A 13,697-nucleotide genomic window follows, 5' to 3' on the forward strand; every position below is an offset into this window, starting at 1 on the left:
GGGTCACCGCACCAGGCCCGCGCGGAACGCCAGCGCCACCGCCTGCACCCGGTCGCGGGAGCCGGTCTTCGCGAGGACGTGGCCGACGTGCGTCTTCACGGTCGCCTCGCTGACGACGTGGCGTGCGGCGATCTCGGCGTTCGTGAGGCCCTCGCCCATGAGCACGAGGACCTCCCGCTCGCGGGGCGTCAGGTGCTCGAGCCCGGGTGCCCCGCCGGCCTCCGGTGCCGCGCCCGGCGACGACCCCGCGAGCAGGGGAGCGGCGTGCGCGAGGAGCCGGCGGGTGGAGACCGGGTCGATCACGGAGTCGCCCCGGGCGACGGTGCGGACCGCCTCGATCAGGTCCGCCGGCGCGGCGTCCTTGAGCAGGAAGCCGCTCGCCCCGGCGGCGATCGCGGCGGTCACCGACTCGTCGAGGTCGAAGGTCGTCAGCACCACGACCCGGACGCCGGGGTGGGCTGCGACGACCTGTCGGGTCGCCTCGATCCCGTCGAGGACCGGCATGCGCACGTCCATGAGCACGACGTCCACCTCGGTGGTCGCCAGCAGGTCGAGCGCCTCCCGGCCGTCGCCGGCCTGCGCGACGACGGTGAGGTCGTCGACCGACTCCAGGACCATCGCGAACCCGGCCCGGACCAGGTGCTGGTCGTCGACGAGCAGGACGCGCAGCACCGGTCAGGCCGTCCCGACCGGCAGCGGCAGGCGCATCCGGACCGCGAACCCGCCCTCGGGACGGGGCCCGGCGTCGAGCGAGCCGCCCTGCAGGGCCGCGCGCTCGCGCATGCCGACGAGGCCGTGGCCGCCGTGGCCGCCGTGGCCGCCGTGGCCGCCGCGGGTGACGGCGGGGCGGGCGCCCCGCGGGCCGTCGTCGCGCACGGCGACCTCGAGCTCGGGTCCCCACGCGAGGGTGACGCGGGTCGGCGTCGCGACGCCGGCGTGCTCGACCACGTTGGTGAGTCCCTCCTGGACGACGCGGTACACGGTCAGTCCGGTCGCTGCCGGCAGCGCGCGGGGTGTGCCGGTGACCTCCAGCGTGACGGGCAGGCCGCCCGCGCGGACCTGCGCGACGAGCGCCGGGACGTCGTCGACGGTCGGCGGGGCGGCCTCCTCGAGGTCGTCGACGCGGTCGTCGCGCAGGGTGCCGAGCAGCCCGCGGATGTCGCCGAGGGCGCCGCGGCCCGCGTCGGCGATGCCCCCGAGGACCTCGACGGCCCTCTGCGGGTCCCGCTCGGCGGCGAACCGCCCGCCGTCGGCCTGGGCGATGATCCCGGAGAGCGCGTGCCCGACGATGTCGTGCACCTCGCGGGAGATGCGGGAGCGCTCGGCGAGCAGCTCCAGGCGGACCTCCCGACGACGGCCCTCCTCGAGCAGGCGGGCCCGCTCGCGCAGCTGCGCGACCGACCGGAGCTGGGCGCGCCGCAGCGCCCCGAGCAGCCAGACGATGATCCCGAACAGCGCGCCGACCAGCGCGAGGACGCCGGCGGCGGACCCGACGCCCGGTGCCCCGAGCCGCAGGACCAGCGGCAGCACCGCGCCCAGCACGAGCACCGCCGCCGTGACCGGTCCGGCCCAGCGGGGACCGTGGACGACCACCGAGTAGCCGATCACGAGCACGGGCAGCACGATCGTCGCGCTGACCCCGGGCGCGACGATGGTCGCGAGGGCGGCGGCGACCGCGACGCCCACGGCGACCGGGAGCGGGTACCGGCGCCGCACGATCACGGGCAGCGCGAACAGCACGGCGCAGACGATGCCGGCGACGCGGTCGGCCCGCGCCACGTGCCCGTCGGTCGCCCAGCCCAGCGAGACGGCGGCGACGAGCGCGGCCAGCGCACCGTCGGCCACGACCGGGTGGCGTCGGACGAGGCCGAGGGCCCGGTCGAGCGCCGTGGGTCGTTCGGGAACGGAGATCATGACCCGGGTCATCGTGCCTCACCCGGCCCGCACGGTGCGCACGACGACGGTCTGCGCGACGACGTCGCCCGTCCGCTGGCGCTGCGGGGTCCGCCACATGACGACGAGTCCGACGAGACCGAGCGCGATCAGGTCGACGGGCAGGAGCACGGCGCGCACGAGTTGCCGGAGGAAGCCGACGCGCCCGCGGTCGGCCGCGTCCCGGACCCGCATGCCGAGCACCGCCATGCCCGGCGTCCGTCCGGCGACCATCGGCACGACGGCGAGGACGAGGACGTGGAGCAGCGGGATCGCGACGTTCTGCACCCGCGGGTACGGCACCGGGAACAGCCCGGCGAGGTGCCCGCCGTGCTCGAGCCACCACACGCCGAGGCCGAGGACCGCGACCAGGGCGACGTCGAGCAGGAACCCCAGGAGCCGACGGGGGATCGACGCGAGCGGCGCGGGCGGGGCGGGTGCGAGCGGGGGGACGGACGTGATCGACACGAGGAACTCCTCGGACCGGGCACCGGGTGGTGCCGTGTGCCGTCCACGGTGATCGTCACGCGCTCCCGGCACCTCGGTCCACGGGACGATCTCGCGTCTCCACCCGTGGGGGGAGACGGCTCAGCCGCAGAGCGAGCGCAACGCGCGGTCGAGGCCGCGGCGGTGCAGGGAGTCCAGCATCCGCGTCGCGGCGACGCGGACGGCCGCGGAGGTCAGGGCCCCGCGGCAGACCGGGTCGGCGCGGGCGGGCTGCGCGGCCGCCAGCGTGTCGACCAGCCGCGGGGTGACGGCGTCGAGCGTGGTCCGCACGCCCGTCAGGTCCGGCGGGCCCGACGGCGCGGTCGCGGGCCGGTCGGTCCAGTCCTCGAGCAGGCCGTACTGGACCACCTTGCTCGCCGCGATCTGGTCCCCCATCACGGCGGCGACCTGCGCGGGGTCCAGCCGGCGGGACGCGGCGGCCGCCGCGGCGGCGTCGAGCACCACGCGCTCCCGGGCCGGGTCCTCCACGGCGCTCTTCGAGGCGTACTTGGACGCGGCGACGGCGTCCGCGGTGGCGAGCCGGTCGGCGACCACCTCGACGACGGGGTCCCACGCGCCGGGCTGCTCGGGGGACGGCGACGAACCGCACGCCACGCAGCAGACCGCGACGGTGACGAGCACCAGGAGCCGGATCACGAGGGAGCACCGTAGGCAGGTGGGCGGATCCGTCCAAGCCGGACCGACCCGGCGTCGGGAAGGCTCTCGGGGCATGACGAGCCCCGTGCGCAGGATCATCGCCGACGTCGCGATGGCCGACCCCGCCGCCGACCGCGCCTTCTGGACCGAGCTGCTCGGTCTCGACACCCCCATGGACCAGGGCTGGGTGGTGAACCACAGCGCCGTCGGGATCAGCCAGCTCCCGCAGGTCCAGCTGCTCACCCACGACCGCACGGCGCCGGAGGACCCGGTGCTCTCGGTCGCGGTCGAGCCGTCCGAGCACGAGCCGCTCTACCGCCGGATGATCGACGCCGGGCTGGAGATCGTGCACCCGATGACCACCGAGCCGTGGGGGGTGCAGCGGTTCTTCGTGCGGACGCCGGGGGGTGTCGTGGTGAACATCCTGGAGCACCACGACGCGTGATTGCATGGACGGCGTGCGGACACTGATCACGGGCGCGTCGAGCGGACTGGGCGAGGGCATGGCGCGGGAGTTCGCCGCCCGGGGCCACGAGCTCGCGCTCGTCGCGCGGCGCGCGGAGCGGCTCGAGGCGCTGGCGGCGGAGCTCGCCACCCGGCCGGGTGCGGCGCAGGTCGTCACCGCGGAACTCGACGTCACCGACGACGCGGCCGTGGCCCGGGTGATCCCCGAGGTGGCGGGAAAGCTCGGCGGGCTCGACCGCGTGATCGTCAACGCGGGGATCGGGGAGGGACGGAAGGTCGGCTCCGGGAAGCCGGAGGCCAACCTGCGGACCGCCCGCACGAACTTCGTCGCCGCGATCGCCCAGGCCGAGGCGGCGATGGAGCTGTTCCGCGCGCAGGGCTCCGGGCACCTCGTGCTCGTCACCTCGGTGGCGGCCGACCGCGGGCTGCGCGGCGCGCAGACGGTGTACGCCGCGGCGAAGGCGGGCCTGTCGACGTTCGCCGAGGGCCTGCGCTCCGACGTGCACGGCACCGGCATCGTCGTCACCGAGCTCGCGCCCGGCTACATCCGCACCGACCTGAACGAGGGCATGTCGATGCCGTTCGGGGTGGACGCCCCGACCGGTGTGCGGGCGATGGTCGAGGCCATCGAGCGCCGACCCGGTCACGCCTACGCGCCGCGCTGGCCGTGGGCGCTCCTCGGCCCGGCGCTGCGGCTGATGCCGATGCCGCTGGTGCGGGCCCTCACCTAGTTACTCGACCAGCGCCTGCGTCCCCAGCACGACGGCGAGCTCGAGGCGCTCGGCGTCGGCCGTCCCCGGGTCGGCGGTGTAGACCATGATCCGCACGTCGTCGGTGGCGACGACGAGCGTGTCGCAGTCCAGCGTGACCGGTCCGACCGCCGGGTGCTCGATCGTCTTGCGCTTCGAGCTCTCCGCCATCGGGTCGGGGAGGTCGGCGTCCCACAGCTGCGCGAACCGCGGGCTGCGGGCCGTGAGCTGGTCGACGAGCTGGCGCAGCGAGCGGTCCGCGGGGTAGCGGCTCGCGGTCAGGCGCAGCGTCGCGACGACCGTCTCCTCGAACGCCTCCTCACCCTCGGAGGTGTAGGCGACCCGCCCGCCCGGGCCCACGAAGTGCCGCCACAGGACGTTGCGCTCCGGGCCCTGCCACGTGGTCGTGTCGCCCATCAGCGCGTCGTAGGGCGCGTTGGCCACCAACAGGGTCAACGCCGCGTCGAACACGGCGACCGGGGTGTGCTCGAGCCGGTCGAGCAGCCGCTGCACGCTGCGCGTGATGCGCGCGGGCACCACGTCCCGCCCGGGGGTGGCGTGACCCGCCAGCCCGAACAGCAGGTCGCGCTCGGCGTCCGAGACCCGCAGCGCCCGGGCGAGCGCCTCGACCACCTGCGCCGACGGCGAGGTCGCGCGGCCCTGTTCGAGGCGGGTCAGGTAGTCGGCCGAGATGCCGGCGATCGCGGCGAGCTCCTCGCGGCGCAGGCCCGCGGCCCGGCGGCGCTGCCCGGAGGGCAGACCCACCGTCGCCGGCTCCACCCGGTCGCGCCAGCGGCGCAGCGTCCGCCCGAACTCGGAGGTCATGCGCCCAGCATGCGCCCGCGGCGGGTGGGTGTCCTGGTCCTGCCGGTCCCACCACCGATTCCGGGTGGACGTCGGCGCCTAAGCTGGGGACGTGCTCAAGGAGAGGCTCCGCAGCGACCTGACCACCGCCATGAAGGCCCGCGACGAGGTCCGGGTCTCGACCCTGCGCATGGCGCTGACCGCCGTCACCAACGCCGAGACCGCGGGCACCGAGCACCACGACCTCTCCGACGACGAGGTCCTCGGCGTGCTCACCAAGGAGACCAAGAAGCGCCGCGAGTCCGCGGAGGCCTTCGACGGCGCCGGCCGGACCGAGCTCGCCGAGCGGGAGCGCGCCGAGGAGAAGGTGCTCGCCGAGTACCTGCCCCGGCCGCTGACCGACGAGGAGCTCGGCTCGATCGTGGCCGCCGCCATCGCCGAGACCGGCGCCGAGGGACCGAAGCAGATGGGGCAGGTCATGAAGGTCGTGCAGCCCCGGGTCGGCTCGCGCGCCGACGGCAAGCGCGTGTCGACCGAGGTGAAGCGTCAGCTCTCCGGTTCCTGACGACGGGCCGGGGTCGACCCCCCGAGGTGCCAGACCGGCCCGGTGAGGAACCAGACGGCCGTGACGACCCCGAGGCGGGGGAACCAGTCGGTCAGGGCCGTCACCCGGGCGCCCGGTCCGGCCAGCACGACGACGAGCCCGATCGCGCCGGCGGCCAGCGCCGCCGCCAGGAGCCACCGCGCGAAGAGCCGCCACTCGTGCGCGGCGCGCTCCCGGCCGTGGCGCGGGACCCGACGCGGCCGGTCAGCCCCGGCCCAGCGGTGGGCGGCGTGGCCGTCGGCCCAGGCGATGATCGAGCGGCCGAACGCCACCGACGTCCCGACGTAGAGCGCCGCCAGCCCGTGCACGAACGTCGCGGCGCCGCCCGCGCGGACGTCGACCACGGCCGTCGTCAGGACGGCGACGTCCACCAGCAGCGTCCCGGCGAGCAGGACGAGCCCGAGCCGGGGCGCACGCAGCACGTAGCGGGCGGCGAGCCCGGCCACCAGGAACAGCCAGAACGCGATCTCGCCGACCACGATCGCGAGCGTGGCGGGGGACCGCAGCAGGTCGGTCGTCATGACCACAGCGTTCGCCGCGAGGGCCCCGCCGTGCGTCGCCCCGAGGTCGCGCCGGAGGTGGTCCCTTCGACCGATGCGACGGCGGCGCGGCCCGTGGTCGGATGGCGGCATGATCCGGACCGTCCGGGACGTCCTGCCCCGGCCGTGGTGGTGGGACGCCGGTGTCGCGCTGGCGACGGTCGCGCTCGGCGTGCTGTCGGTGACGGTGCTCCCGCTGCGCCTCGCGGTCGACGTCCCGCCCGCCGCGCCCGGCGTGCGGCTCACGCTGGTGGTGGCGGTGGCGCTCCCGCAGCTGCTGCGCACCCGCCGTCCGGGGCTCGCCCTGGTGCTCGGGCTCCCGCTCGTCGCCGCCGACGTGGCCGCCGGGTTCTCCCCGGCCGCCGCGGTGGTGCTCTGCGACCTGTTCTACTGCGCGGTCCTGCACGGGTCGGGGGCGGTCAGCCGCCGCGCACGGCTCGCGGGCCCCGTGCTGTGGGTGCTCGGCCTCGCGGTGCTCGCGTTCGCCGGCGTCCCGACGGCGGCCCTGGTCGCCCTCGCCCTCAGCGGCGCCGCCCTGCTGCTCCTGCCGGTGTGGTGGGCCGCCGAGGTCCGGCGCCCGACGCAGGAGGCGCTGGCCCGGCGGCAGGCGGCCGAGCAGGCCGCCCGGATCGCCGCGCTGGACCGCCGGGCGGCCGTCGCCGACGAGCGGGCCCGGATCGCCCGGGAACTGCACGACTCCGTCGCCGGGCACCTCGCCGCGATCGCCCTGCAGTCCCAGGCCGCGCTGCGGACGGAGGAACCGGCGGCGCGCGAGCGGGTGCTCGGGTCGGTGCGGGAGAACAGCGTGCGCGCCCTCGAGGAGATGCGGGCGCTGATCGGGGTGCTGCGCTCCGGCGAGAGCGGCGACGACGGCCCGGCGCCCACCGCACCGCGCCTCGCCGACCTGCCCGCGCTGGTGGAGTCGGCCCGGGCCGGCGGGCTCGCCGTCGAGGTCACGGGCCTCCCGGCCGGCCCCGGCGTCCCCGGTCCGGTCGACCTCACGGCCTACCGGATCGTGCAGGAGGCGCTGACGAACGTGTCGGTCCACGCGCCGGGGTCGTCGGTCCGGGTGGCCGTCGGTCGGGAGGGCGGGGACGTGCTGCTGCTCGAGGTGATCAACTCCTTGGCGTCGGGCGCCGGCGGATCGCACGTCGGCACCGGGAGCGGGGTGGAGGGCATGCGCGTGCGGGCGGCCGCCGTCGGCGGTGAGCTCGAGGCCGGTCCCGACGACGACCGGTGGCGGGTGGTCGCGCGCCTCCCGCTCGGCGGGATCGCGCCGTGACCCGGGTGCTCGTCGCCGACGACCACGACGCCGTGCGCACGGGGCTCGTCATGATCCTCGGCGCCGCCGACGGCATCGAGGTGGTCGGGGAGGCGGGGGACGGTGCGACGGCGGTGCGCCGGGCCCGGGACCTGCGCCCCGACGTCGTGCTCATGGACGTCCGGATGCCGGGGACCGACGGGATCACCGCGACCGCCGAGCTCGTGCGTGACCGGGTCTGCCGCGTCCTGGTGCTCACCACCTTCGACCTCGACGAGTACGTGTTCGCGGCGCTGCGGGCGGGCGCGGCGGGCTTCCTGCTCAAGTCGGTCGACGCCGACGCCCTCGTCGACGCGGTACGCGGCGTCGCGGCGGGGGAGGGCGCGCTCGCGCCCGGGGTGACCCGGCGCGTGATCGAGGCCGTGGCCGCGGGCGCGCCCGCCCCCGAGCTGCCGGGGCTCGACGACCTGACCGAGCGCGAGCGCGAGGTGTTCGGCCTCCTCGGCGAGGGCCTGTCCAACGCCGAGATCGGGACGCGGCTGTTCCTGGCGGAGGCGACCGTCAAGACCCACGTCTCCCGGGTCCTGACGAAGCTCGACCTGCGGTCCCGCACGCAGGCGGCGGTCCGGGCCGCGCGGCTGCGGTGATCAGACCGGCACCAGCCGACGACGGGTCCGCTCCGGCTCGGCGCGGTACCAGGCCAGCGTGGCGGCGACGCCCTCGTCCCACGGGGTGGCGGTCGTCGGGAAGACCGCCCGGAAGGCGGCGTCGTCGACCAGGAACGGCTGCTCGAACTGGTAGAGCAGCTGCGCGCCCTCGCGGGCGACGGGGGAGACGAGCCGCAGCGCGGCGACCATCGCGGGCGTGATGCGACCGAGCCGGACCGGGCGGCCCGTCGCGGCGGCCAGGCGGGCGACGAACTCCCGTCCCGTGCTCGGCGGCGGGACGGGGGTGTGCCAGACCCGGCCGGAGGCCGCGGCCGGAGCGAGCGCCAGGTCGACCAGGGCGGCCCCGACGTCGGGGGCGTACCCCGCGGTCATCGGCAGGTCCGGGTCGCCCGGCCAGCGCGCCGTGCCGCCGCGGAGGGCGGCGGGGAAGAGCCCGGTGCCCAGCAGCGACTCGACCCCCGGCCCCCACAGCTCCGGCGCGCGCCCGATCACGGCGTCCACCTCGCCGCGGGCGTGGGCCGCGAGCACCAGCTCGGCGAGCCACGCCCGGAGCACGCCCTTCTCCGAGACCGGGCGCACCGAGGTGTCCTCCCGCATCGGCGCGTCGACCCGGCCGTACATCCACGTGTCGTCGGCGAACACGAGCCGCGCACCGGCGGCGCCCGCCGCGGCGAGCAGCGCCCGGGTGGCGTCCGGGAACGCCGTGCGCCAGGACGCGAACGGCGGGTTGACGCAGTGGTAGACGGCGGTCGCGCCGGCACACGCACGCACCATGGCGACGGCGTCGGTCGCGTCGGCCGCGACGTTCTCGGCCCCGGGCACCCGGGGATCCCGACGGGACACGGCGCGGACGGGCAGCCCGCGGCGGGCGAGCTCGGCGCAGACGGCGCGCCCGATCCCGCCGGACGCACCGACGACGACGTGCGGGCTCATCGCCGGGCCCCCGTGACCTGCTCGGTCGGCCCGTCGGTCCGCGCGACGCGCTCCGTGGCCAGCAGCCGGTCGAGGGCGGTCGGGGCCAGCGTGTCCGGCAGGGCGGCCAGCAGCGCGTCCCGCGCGGCGACGGCGAGCGGGGACCGCAGGGTCGCCACCGCGCCGGCCCGCCGTGACCGGCCGACGAGCGCCCGCGCCGACGGTGACCGCCGCCGTTCGTACCGGTCGAGGCCGGAGCCGTCGGCTCGCGCCTCGTCCGCGAGGACGACGGCGTCGAGGAACGCCTGGCTCGCCCCCTGTCCGAGGTACGGGGTCATCGCGTGGGCGGCGTCGCCGAGCAGCGCCACCCGGCCCCGGCTCCACGCGCGCGGGGGGCGGAGGTCCGCGAGCTCGTGCACGGTGACCGGGCCCGCGGCGTCGAGGACCGCGGGGATCGGGTCGTGCCAGCCGGCGAACCGCCGCCGCAGCCAGGGGAGGGGGTCGGCGAGCGCGCCCGCCGGGACGTCCGCGGTCCGGACGACCGCGTAGAGATAGGTCCGCCCGCCGGGCAGGGGCGCGAGGCCGACGAGGTCGCCGCGACCCCAGCTCTCCCCGCCGGCGTCCACCGCACGCCCGGCGAGCAGTCGGAACGCGGTGCGGTCCGTCGGTCGGGGTGCGGCGGCCGGGTCGACGGCGGCGCGGACCGTGCTGCCCAGCCCGTCCGCGCCGATGACGAGGTCGGCGACGTGGGCGCGCCCGCGGACGTCGTGCACGACGGCCGGTGTCGTCGCGTCGCCGGGGTCGACGGCTCGGACCGCGGCGTCGGCGTCGACCGGCGGGGCGGCGGCCCGGAGCAGCTCGTGGAGGCGGGGCCGCTCGAGGACGACGATCCCGTCGCCCTGCCGCCGGCGCAGCGTCGCCGCGTCGGTGCGGGTGAGCCACCGCCCACGGCGGTCCCGGATCCCGCCGTCGCCCTCCACGGCGCCGGCCGCGCGGACGGCGGCACCGAGCCCCACCGCGTCGAGCGCCCGCAGCCCGTTCGGCCAGAGCGCGATCCCGGCCCCCACCTCGCCGGGCCGGTCCCGGCGTTCCAGCACCGTCACCTCCCACCCGCGCCGGGCGAGCGCGATCGCGCCCGCCAGCCCGCCGAGACCCGCTCCCACCACGACCGCCCGTGCCATGACCCGCTCCTCTACGTCTGTAGTAGCGCGGTACTCTACGGCTGTAGAGGCGATCGGGGGAAGAGGCGACGATGGACCGACGTGACCTGCTCGCGGACGCGGCGATCGAGGTGCTCGCGACAGCAGGGACGCGCGGGTTGACCCACCGCGCCGTCGACGCCGCGGCCGGACTGGCCGAGGGCACGAGCTCGTACTACTTCCGCACCCGGGCCGCCCTGCTCGAGGCGTGCGTGAACCGGTTGGCCACCGACGTCGTCGACCGCGTGGCGACCGCGGGTTCGGCGAGCGGCGGTTCGGTCGAGGCGTTGACGGAGCGGGCGTGCGCCCACCTCGAGCGCGTCATCGGCCCCGACCGGCACCGGTTCCTGGCGCGCCTGGAGCTCTCGCTCGAGTCGACCCGCCGTCCGGAACTCGAGGCCGCGCTGGTGGTCGCCGGGGGGCAGGTGCGGGCCGCGGTCGCGGGGCTGCTGCGCGGGTTCGGCGTGGACGATCCCGAGGGGCGGGCGTTCGACCTCGTCGCCTGCCTCGACGGGCTGGCGTTCGACCAGGTGGCGGGGGCCGGGCGGACCGTCCGCGACGCCGCCGGCCGTCGTCGGGCGGTCACGGCCGTCGTCGCGGCCTTCGCCCGGGGCTAGCCGACAGCCTGCACGAACAGCACGACCGCGAGTACCAGCCCGGCCACCGCGATCCCGATCCGCAGCACCGTCGGTGGCAGGCGGCGCGCGATCGCGGGGCCGGCGTAGTTCCCGGCGAACAGGCCGATCATCAGGGGCAGCGCCGCGGACCAGACGACGGTGCCGAAGACGATGAAGCCGATGGCCGCCACCGCGTTCGAGGCGCCGAGCAGGACGTTCTTGACGGCGTTGACCCGCACCAGCGTGTCGGCGAGCAGGTGGGAGAGCAGGGCGAGCATGAGCACCCCGGCGGCCGCGCCGAAGTAGCCGGAGTAGACGCCGATGAGGATCGCGCCGACCACGGTGGGGGCGTTCGGTCGACCGTCCCGCCGGCCCTCGCCGGGGGCCGCCGGCCGCGGCGGGCGCAGCAGGACCAGCGAGGCGAAGGCCACCAGGAACGGCACGATCAGCGCGAAGGTCTCGGACGGCGTGACCAGCACCAGCGCGCCGCCCACCACCCCGCCCAGCACCGTCAGCGGGACGAGGCGCAGCACCCGGTCGCGCTGTCCCCGCAGCTCCCGGCGCGACGAGGCGATCGAGGCCGTGCTCGAGATCGCCAGCGCGATCGTGTTCGTCTGGTTCGCGACGACGGGCGGCAGACCGGCGGCGAGCAGGGCGGGGTAGGAGAACAATGAGGCGAGCCCGGCCATCGACCCCGACAGCCCCGCCGCCACCCCCGCGAGCAGGAGCAGCAGCGTCGTCGTCACGGCTGTGATCAGATCACGGGGTGTCAGGCACAGGGGGCATCCGTCCGGTCGAGGTGACCGGCACCATCCGGCTCGGGCAGTTCCTCAAGCTCGCGGGGCTCGTGGAGCACGGGGCCGACGCGAAGGACGTCGTGGCGTCGGGCGAGGTGACCGTCAACGGCCGGGCCGAGACGCGGCGGGGACGGCAGCTCACGGGCGGTGACGTCGTGGCGTTCGGCGGAGACCGGGCCCGGGTGATCGCGCCGGAGTGACACGGTCTTTTGCGTATGCAACGAAACCCGGAGGTGCCGTCCCGGCGAACCGGGTGGAACGACGACGACCCCCGGGTTCCGCCGAGATGAGCCCTGCCGAGAGGTCGAAGGCAGGGCCGTCATCAGCTTAGAGCCCCGCCGACCGGACGGGTGATCAGGTCCTCGCGGGTCACCGGAACGGCCGAACCCCGACCGTGTCGAGCTGGCCCGACGCCCCGCCGCGGGTGGTCTGCGGGCGGCTCGCGAGTCAGGATTCCGAGCACGGTGCGGGACCAACGCGTTGCTCCGTCCGCGCCAGGTCGTGTCACATGATCGTCACACGACCGACCGAGCGTCACGTTCCCGTGCCCGCCGACGTGCCGTAGCGTGAACGCCCTGTCCGATACGGGGCTTTCGGTCCCGCGGCGCGGGAGAGGCGGGTGCGGAGCGTGACCGAGGAGCGTGCCGGAGACGGCCGGCCTGGTCGGCTCCGCCGTCGTCAGCAGCTCGGCCGCACCGGCGCCCGCTTCCCGCGCCTCGTCGAGGCCGCTCCGGACGAGCCGCTCGACGCGGCCCCCGGCGAGGCCGCGGAGGAACCGTCGGCCGGGGGCGCGACCGGCGCCGACCCGGCGTCGGGCGATCCGATGGTCGGCCGGACGGGCGCCCGCTTCGGGTCCCGCGGTCGCCGCGACCGCCGGGCACGCGAGCAGCAGGCCGCGGAGGACGCCGTGGTGCCGGTGCAGGCGCCGCCGGTGCGCGAGCCGCGCCGGGACCCGGCGGGGCCCCACCTCGACGAGGCCCCGACCGCCCCGCTGCACCTCGCCGAGCTGCGCGACCGCGCCGAGGGGTTCGAGTCGCGGGTGTCGGTGCGCCCATACGTCCGGACCCGCGGCCGCACCCGGGCACGGGCGGACCTGCTCGTCGAGACCCTGATCTCGCTGCCCAGCCCGCGGCCGCCGCTGGAGGACCCGGAGCACGTCGTGATCGGCGGCCTGTGCGAGCACGCGCCGCGCTCGGTCGCGGAGGTGGCCGCCCTGATGCAGGTGCCGCTCGGGGTGGCCCGGGTGCTCATCGGCGACATGGCCGACGGCGGGACGGTGCGGATCCATCCGACGGCCGCCGCGGGCGCCCAGCGCGGCCCCGACCCGGAGGTCATGGCGCGCGTGCTGCGGGGCCTGCACGGACTGTAGGGGTGCGCACCCTCGCCGCCCGGGCGGACGCCACGACCGAGATCCGGCGCAGCCGGTTCCACTGCCGGGTGGAACGGGTCGCCTCGCTCGACGACGCCGAGGCCGTGATCGCCGCCGCCCGCCGCGAGCACCCGCAGGCCCGCCACCACGGCACGGCGCTGCGCCTCGGCGAGCACGCCGAGCGGCAGCGCTCCTCCGACGACGGCGAGCCGGCCGGCACCACGGGCGTCCCGATGCTCGAGGTGCTCACCGCGTGGGGGCTCACCGACGTGGTGGCCGTGGTCAGCCGCTCCTTCGGCGGTGTGCTGCTCGGCGCGGGCGGACTGGTGCGCGCCTACGGCGGCGCGGTGGCCGCGGCGCTGGAGACCGCGACGCTCGTGGAGCGGGTCGGGTTCGCGACGCTGCTCGTGGCCGCCGACCACGCCTCCGCCCCCCGCGTCGAGCACGCGCTGCGCGAGGGCGACCACCGCGTGGCGGACGTGGGGTACGGCGGCGCGGGGGTCACGCTGACGGTCCACGTCCGGCCCGCGGACGTCGACGACGTCACCGCGCTGGTGGCCGCCCTGACGAGCGGTCGGGGCGAGGTGGTGGCCGGAGATCCGGTGGTGCTGGACGTCCCGGTCTGACGCAGGATGGGG

Annotated in this window: 18 protein-coding genes; 9 read left to right on the top strand and 9 right to left on the bottom strand. The window is 76.8% G+C overall.

Annotation, left to right across the window (positions count from 1 at the left end):
- Positions 1 to 3: 3 nt before the first annotated feature.
- From LN037_RS09610 to LN037_RS09625, 4 genes are all read right to left on the bottom strand, one after another.
- Entirely contained in the window at positions 4 to 672 is a 669-nt protein-coding gene (locus tag LN037_RS09610) for a response regulator transcription factor (protein WP_230751720.1), read from the bottom strand.
- Between the two features lie 3 nt (positions 673 to 675).
- Complete coding sequence (locus tag LN037_RS09615) at positions 676 to 1,926, bottom strand: sensor histidine kinase (RefSeq protein ID WP_230751721.1); 1,251 nt, start codon at positions 1,924 to 1,926, stop codon at positions 676 to 678.
- A 6-nt stretch (positions 1,927 to 1,932) separates the two neighbouring features.
- The gene (locus LN037_RS09620; RefSeq protein ID WP_230751722.1) at positions 1,933 to 2,400 is read right to left on the bottom strand and encodes an RDD family protein; all 468 of its coding nucleotides are present in this window, start codon (positions 2,398 to 2,400) and stop codon (positions 1,933 to 1,935) included.
- Positions 2,401 to 2,520: 120 nt separating this feature from the next.
- Positions 2,521 to 3,075, bottom strand: a complete 555-nt coding sequence (locus tag LN037_RS09625; protein ID WP_230751723.1) for a chorismate mutase — start codon at positions 3,073 to 3,075, stop codon at positions 2,521 to 2,523.
- A 73-nt stretch (positions 3,076 to 3,148) separates the two neighbouring features.
- Between LN037_RS09625 and LN037_RS09630 the strand changes: the two genes are divergently transcribed.
- Positions 3,149 to 3,520, top strand: coding sequence for a VOC family protein (locus LN037_RS09630; protein ID WP_230751724.1), 372 nt, complete (start codon positions 3,149 to 3,151; stop codon positions 3,518 to 3,520).
- A gap of 4 nt (positions 3,521 to 3,524) precedes the next feature.
- Complete coding sequence (locus LN037_RS09635; protein WP_230751725.1) at positions 3,525 to 4,271, top strand: SDR family oxidoreductase; 747 nt, start codon at positions 3,525 to 3,527, stop codon at positions 4,269 to 4,271.
- Here the strand turns inward: LN037_RS09635 and LN037_RS09640 are convergent, their stop codons facing one another.
- Positions 4,272 to 5,114, bottom strand: a complete 843-nt coding sequence (locus LN037_RS09640; protein ID WP_230751726.1) for a helix-turn-helix transcriptional regulator — start codon at positions 5,112 to 5,114, stop codon at positions 4,272 to 4,274.
- 91 nt (positions 5,115 to 5,205) lie between these two features.
- On the opposite strand from LN037_RS09640, the gene LN037_RS09645 reads away from it, so the two are divergent.
- Positions 5,206 to 5,658 (top strand): GatB/YqeY domain-containing protein, encoded by a 453-nt coding sequence (locus tag LN037_RS09645; protein WP_230751727.1) that lies wholly within the window; start codon positions 5,206 to 5,208, stop codon positions 5,656 to 5,658.
- On the opposite strand, the gene LN037_RS09650 is transcribed toward LN037_RS09645, so the two are convergent.
- Entirely contained in the window at positions 5,640 to 6,218 is a 579-nt protein-coding gene (locus LN037_RS09650; protein WP_230751728.1) for a hypothetical protein, read from the bottom strand. The two genes, LN037_RS09645 and LN037_RS09650, sit on opposite strands and share 19 nt — an antisense overlap.
- Positions 6,219 to 6,327: 109 nt before the next feature.
- On the opposite strand from LN037_RS09650, the gene LN037_RS33155 reads away from it, so the two are divergent.
- Positions 6,328 to 7,518 carry a sensor histidine kinase gene (locus LN037_RS33155; RefSeq protein ID WP_305058226.1) on the top strand — a complete coding sequence of 397 codons (1,191 nt, stop codon included), beginning with the start codon at positions 6,328 to 6,330 and terminating at the stop codon, positions 7,516 to 7,518.
- Positions 7,515 to 8,144 carry a response regulator gene (locus tag LN037_RS09660; RefSeq protein ID WP_230751729.1) on the top strand — a complete coding sequence of 210 codons (630 nt, stop codon included), beginning with the start codon at positions 7,515 to 7,517 and terminating at the stop codon, positions 8,142 to 8,144. Before LN037_RS33155 ends, LN037_RS09660 begins: the two co-directional genes overlap by 4 nt.
- Here LN037_RS09660 and LN037_RS09665 read toward each other — a convergent pair whose 3' ends face one another.
- Together LN037_RS09665 and LN037_RS09670 are read right to left on the bottom strand one after the other, a co-directional pair.
- Positions 8,145 to 9,098 carry an NAD-dependent epimerase/dehydratase family protein gene (locus LN037_RS09665; RefSeq protein ID WP_230751730.1) on the bottom strand — a complete coding sequence of 318 codons (954 nt, stop codon included), beginning with the start codon at positions 9,096 to 9,098 and terminating at the stop codon, positions 8,145 to 8,147.
- Positions 9,095 to 10,258 carry an FAD-dependent monooxygenase gene (locus LN037_RS09670; RefSeq protein ID WP_230751731.1) on the bottom strand — a complete coding sequence of 388 codons (1,164 nt, stop codon included), beginning with the start codon at positions 10,256 to 10,258 and terminating at the stop codon, positions 9,095 to 9,097. The genes LN037_RS09665 and LN037_RS09670 overlap by 4 nt, the downstream gene beginning before the upstream one ends.
- A gap of 71 nt (positions 10,259 to 10,329) precedes the next feature.
- Here LN037_RS09670 and LN037_RS09675 point away from each other — a divergent pair, with 71 nt between their 5' ends.
- Positions 10,330 to 10,893, top strand: a complete 564-nt coding sequence (locus LN037_RS09675) for a TetR/AcrR family transcriptional regulator (RefSeq protein WP_230751732.1) — start codon at positions 10,330 to 10,332, stop codon at positions 10,891 to 10,893.
- On the opposite strand, the gene LN037_RS09680 is transcribed toward LN037_RS09675, so the two are convergent.
- The gene (locus LN037_RS09680) at positions 10,890 to 11,639 is read right to left on the bottom strand and encodes a sulfite exporter TauE/SafE family protein (RefSeq protein WP_230751733.1); all 750 of its coding nucleotides are present in this window, start codon (positions 11,637 to 11,639) and stop codon (positions 10,890 to 10,892) included. The two genes, LN037_RS09675 and LN037_RS09680, sit on opposite strands and share 4 nt — an antisense overlap.
- Before the next feature lie 20 nt (positions 11,640 to 11,659).
- Here LN037_RS09680 and LN037_RS09685 point away from each other — a divergent pair, with 20 nt between their 5' ends.
- From LN037_RS09685 to LN037_RS33490, 3 genes are all read left to right on the top strand, one after another.
- Positions 11,660 to 11,890 (top strand): RNA-binding S4 domain-containing protein, encoded by a 231-nt coding sequence (locus LN037_RS09685; RefSeq protein ID WP_230751734.1) that lies wholly within the window; start codon positions 11,660 to 11,662, stop codon positions 11,888 to 11,890.
- 428 nt (positions 11,891 to 12,318) lie between these two features.
- Positions 12,319 to 13,059 carry a DUF742 domain-containing protein gene (locus LN037_RS09690; protein WP_230751735.1) on the top strand — a complete coding sequence of 247 codons (741 nt, stop codon included), beginning with the start codon at positions 12,319 to 12,321 and terminating at the stop codon, positions 13,057 to 13,059.
- Between the two features lie 2 nt (positions 13,060 to 13,061).
- Positions 13,062 to 13,685: an IMPACT family protein gene (locus tag LN037_RS33490; RefSeq protein WP_230751736.1), complete on the top strand. Its 624-nt coding sequence runs from the start codon at positions 13,062 to 13,064 to the stop codon at positions 13,683 to 13,685.
- The last annotated feature ends 12 nt before the right edge of the window (positions 13,686 to 13,697 follow it).

The organism is Actinomycetospora soli (assembly GCF_021026295.1).
Taxonomy (GTDB): Bacteria; Actinomycetota; Actinomycetes; order Mycobacteriales; family Pseudonocardiaceae; genus Actinomycetospora; species Actinomycetospora soli.

Excerpts from the sequence above, each read along its gene's own strand:
- LN037_RS09615 (WP_230751721.1), bottom strand. The coding sequence starts at position 1,926 with ATGACCCGGGTCATGATCTCCGTTCCCGAACGACCCACGGCGCTCGAC.
- LN037_RS09630 (WP_230751724.1), top strand. The coding sequence starts at position 3,149 with ATGACGAGCCCCGTGCGCAGGATCATCGCCGACGTCGCGATGGCCGAC.
- LN037_RS09635 (WP_230751725.1), top strand. The coding sequence starts at position 3,525 with ATGGACGGCGTGCGGACACTGATCACGGGCGCGTCGAGCGGACTGGGC.
- LN037_RS09640 (WP_230751726.1), bottom strand. The coding sequence starts at position 5,114 with ATGACCTCCGAGTTCGGGCGGACGCTGCGCCGCTGGCGCGACCGGGTG.
- LN037_RS09650 (WP_230751728.1), bottom strand. The coding sequence starts at position 6,218 with ATGACGACCGACCTGCTGCGGTCCCCCGCCACGCTCGCGATCGTGGTC.
- LN037_RS33155 (WP_305058226.1), top strand. The coding sequence starts at position 6,328 with ATGATCCGGACCGTCCGGGACGTCCTGCCCCGGCCGTGGTGGTGGGAC.
- LN037_RS09665 (WP_230751730.1), bottom strand. The coding sequence starts at position 9,098 with ATGAGCCCGCACGTCGTCGTCGGTGCGTCCGGCGGGATCGGGCGCGCC.
- LN037_RS09670 (WP_230751731.1), bottom strand. The coding sequence starts at position 10,258 with ATGGCACGGGCGGTCGTGGTGGGAGCGGGTCTCGGCGGGCTGGCGGGC.
- LN037_RS09675 (WP_230751732.1), top strand. The coding sequence starts at position 10,330 with ATGGACCGACGTGACCTGCTCGCGGACGCGGCGATCGAGGTGCTCGCG.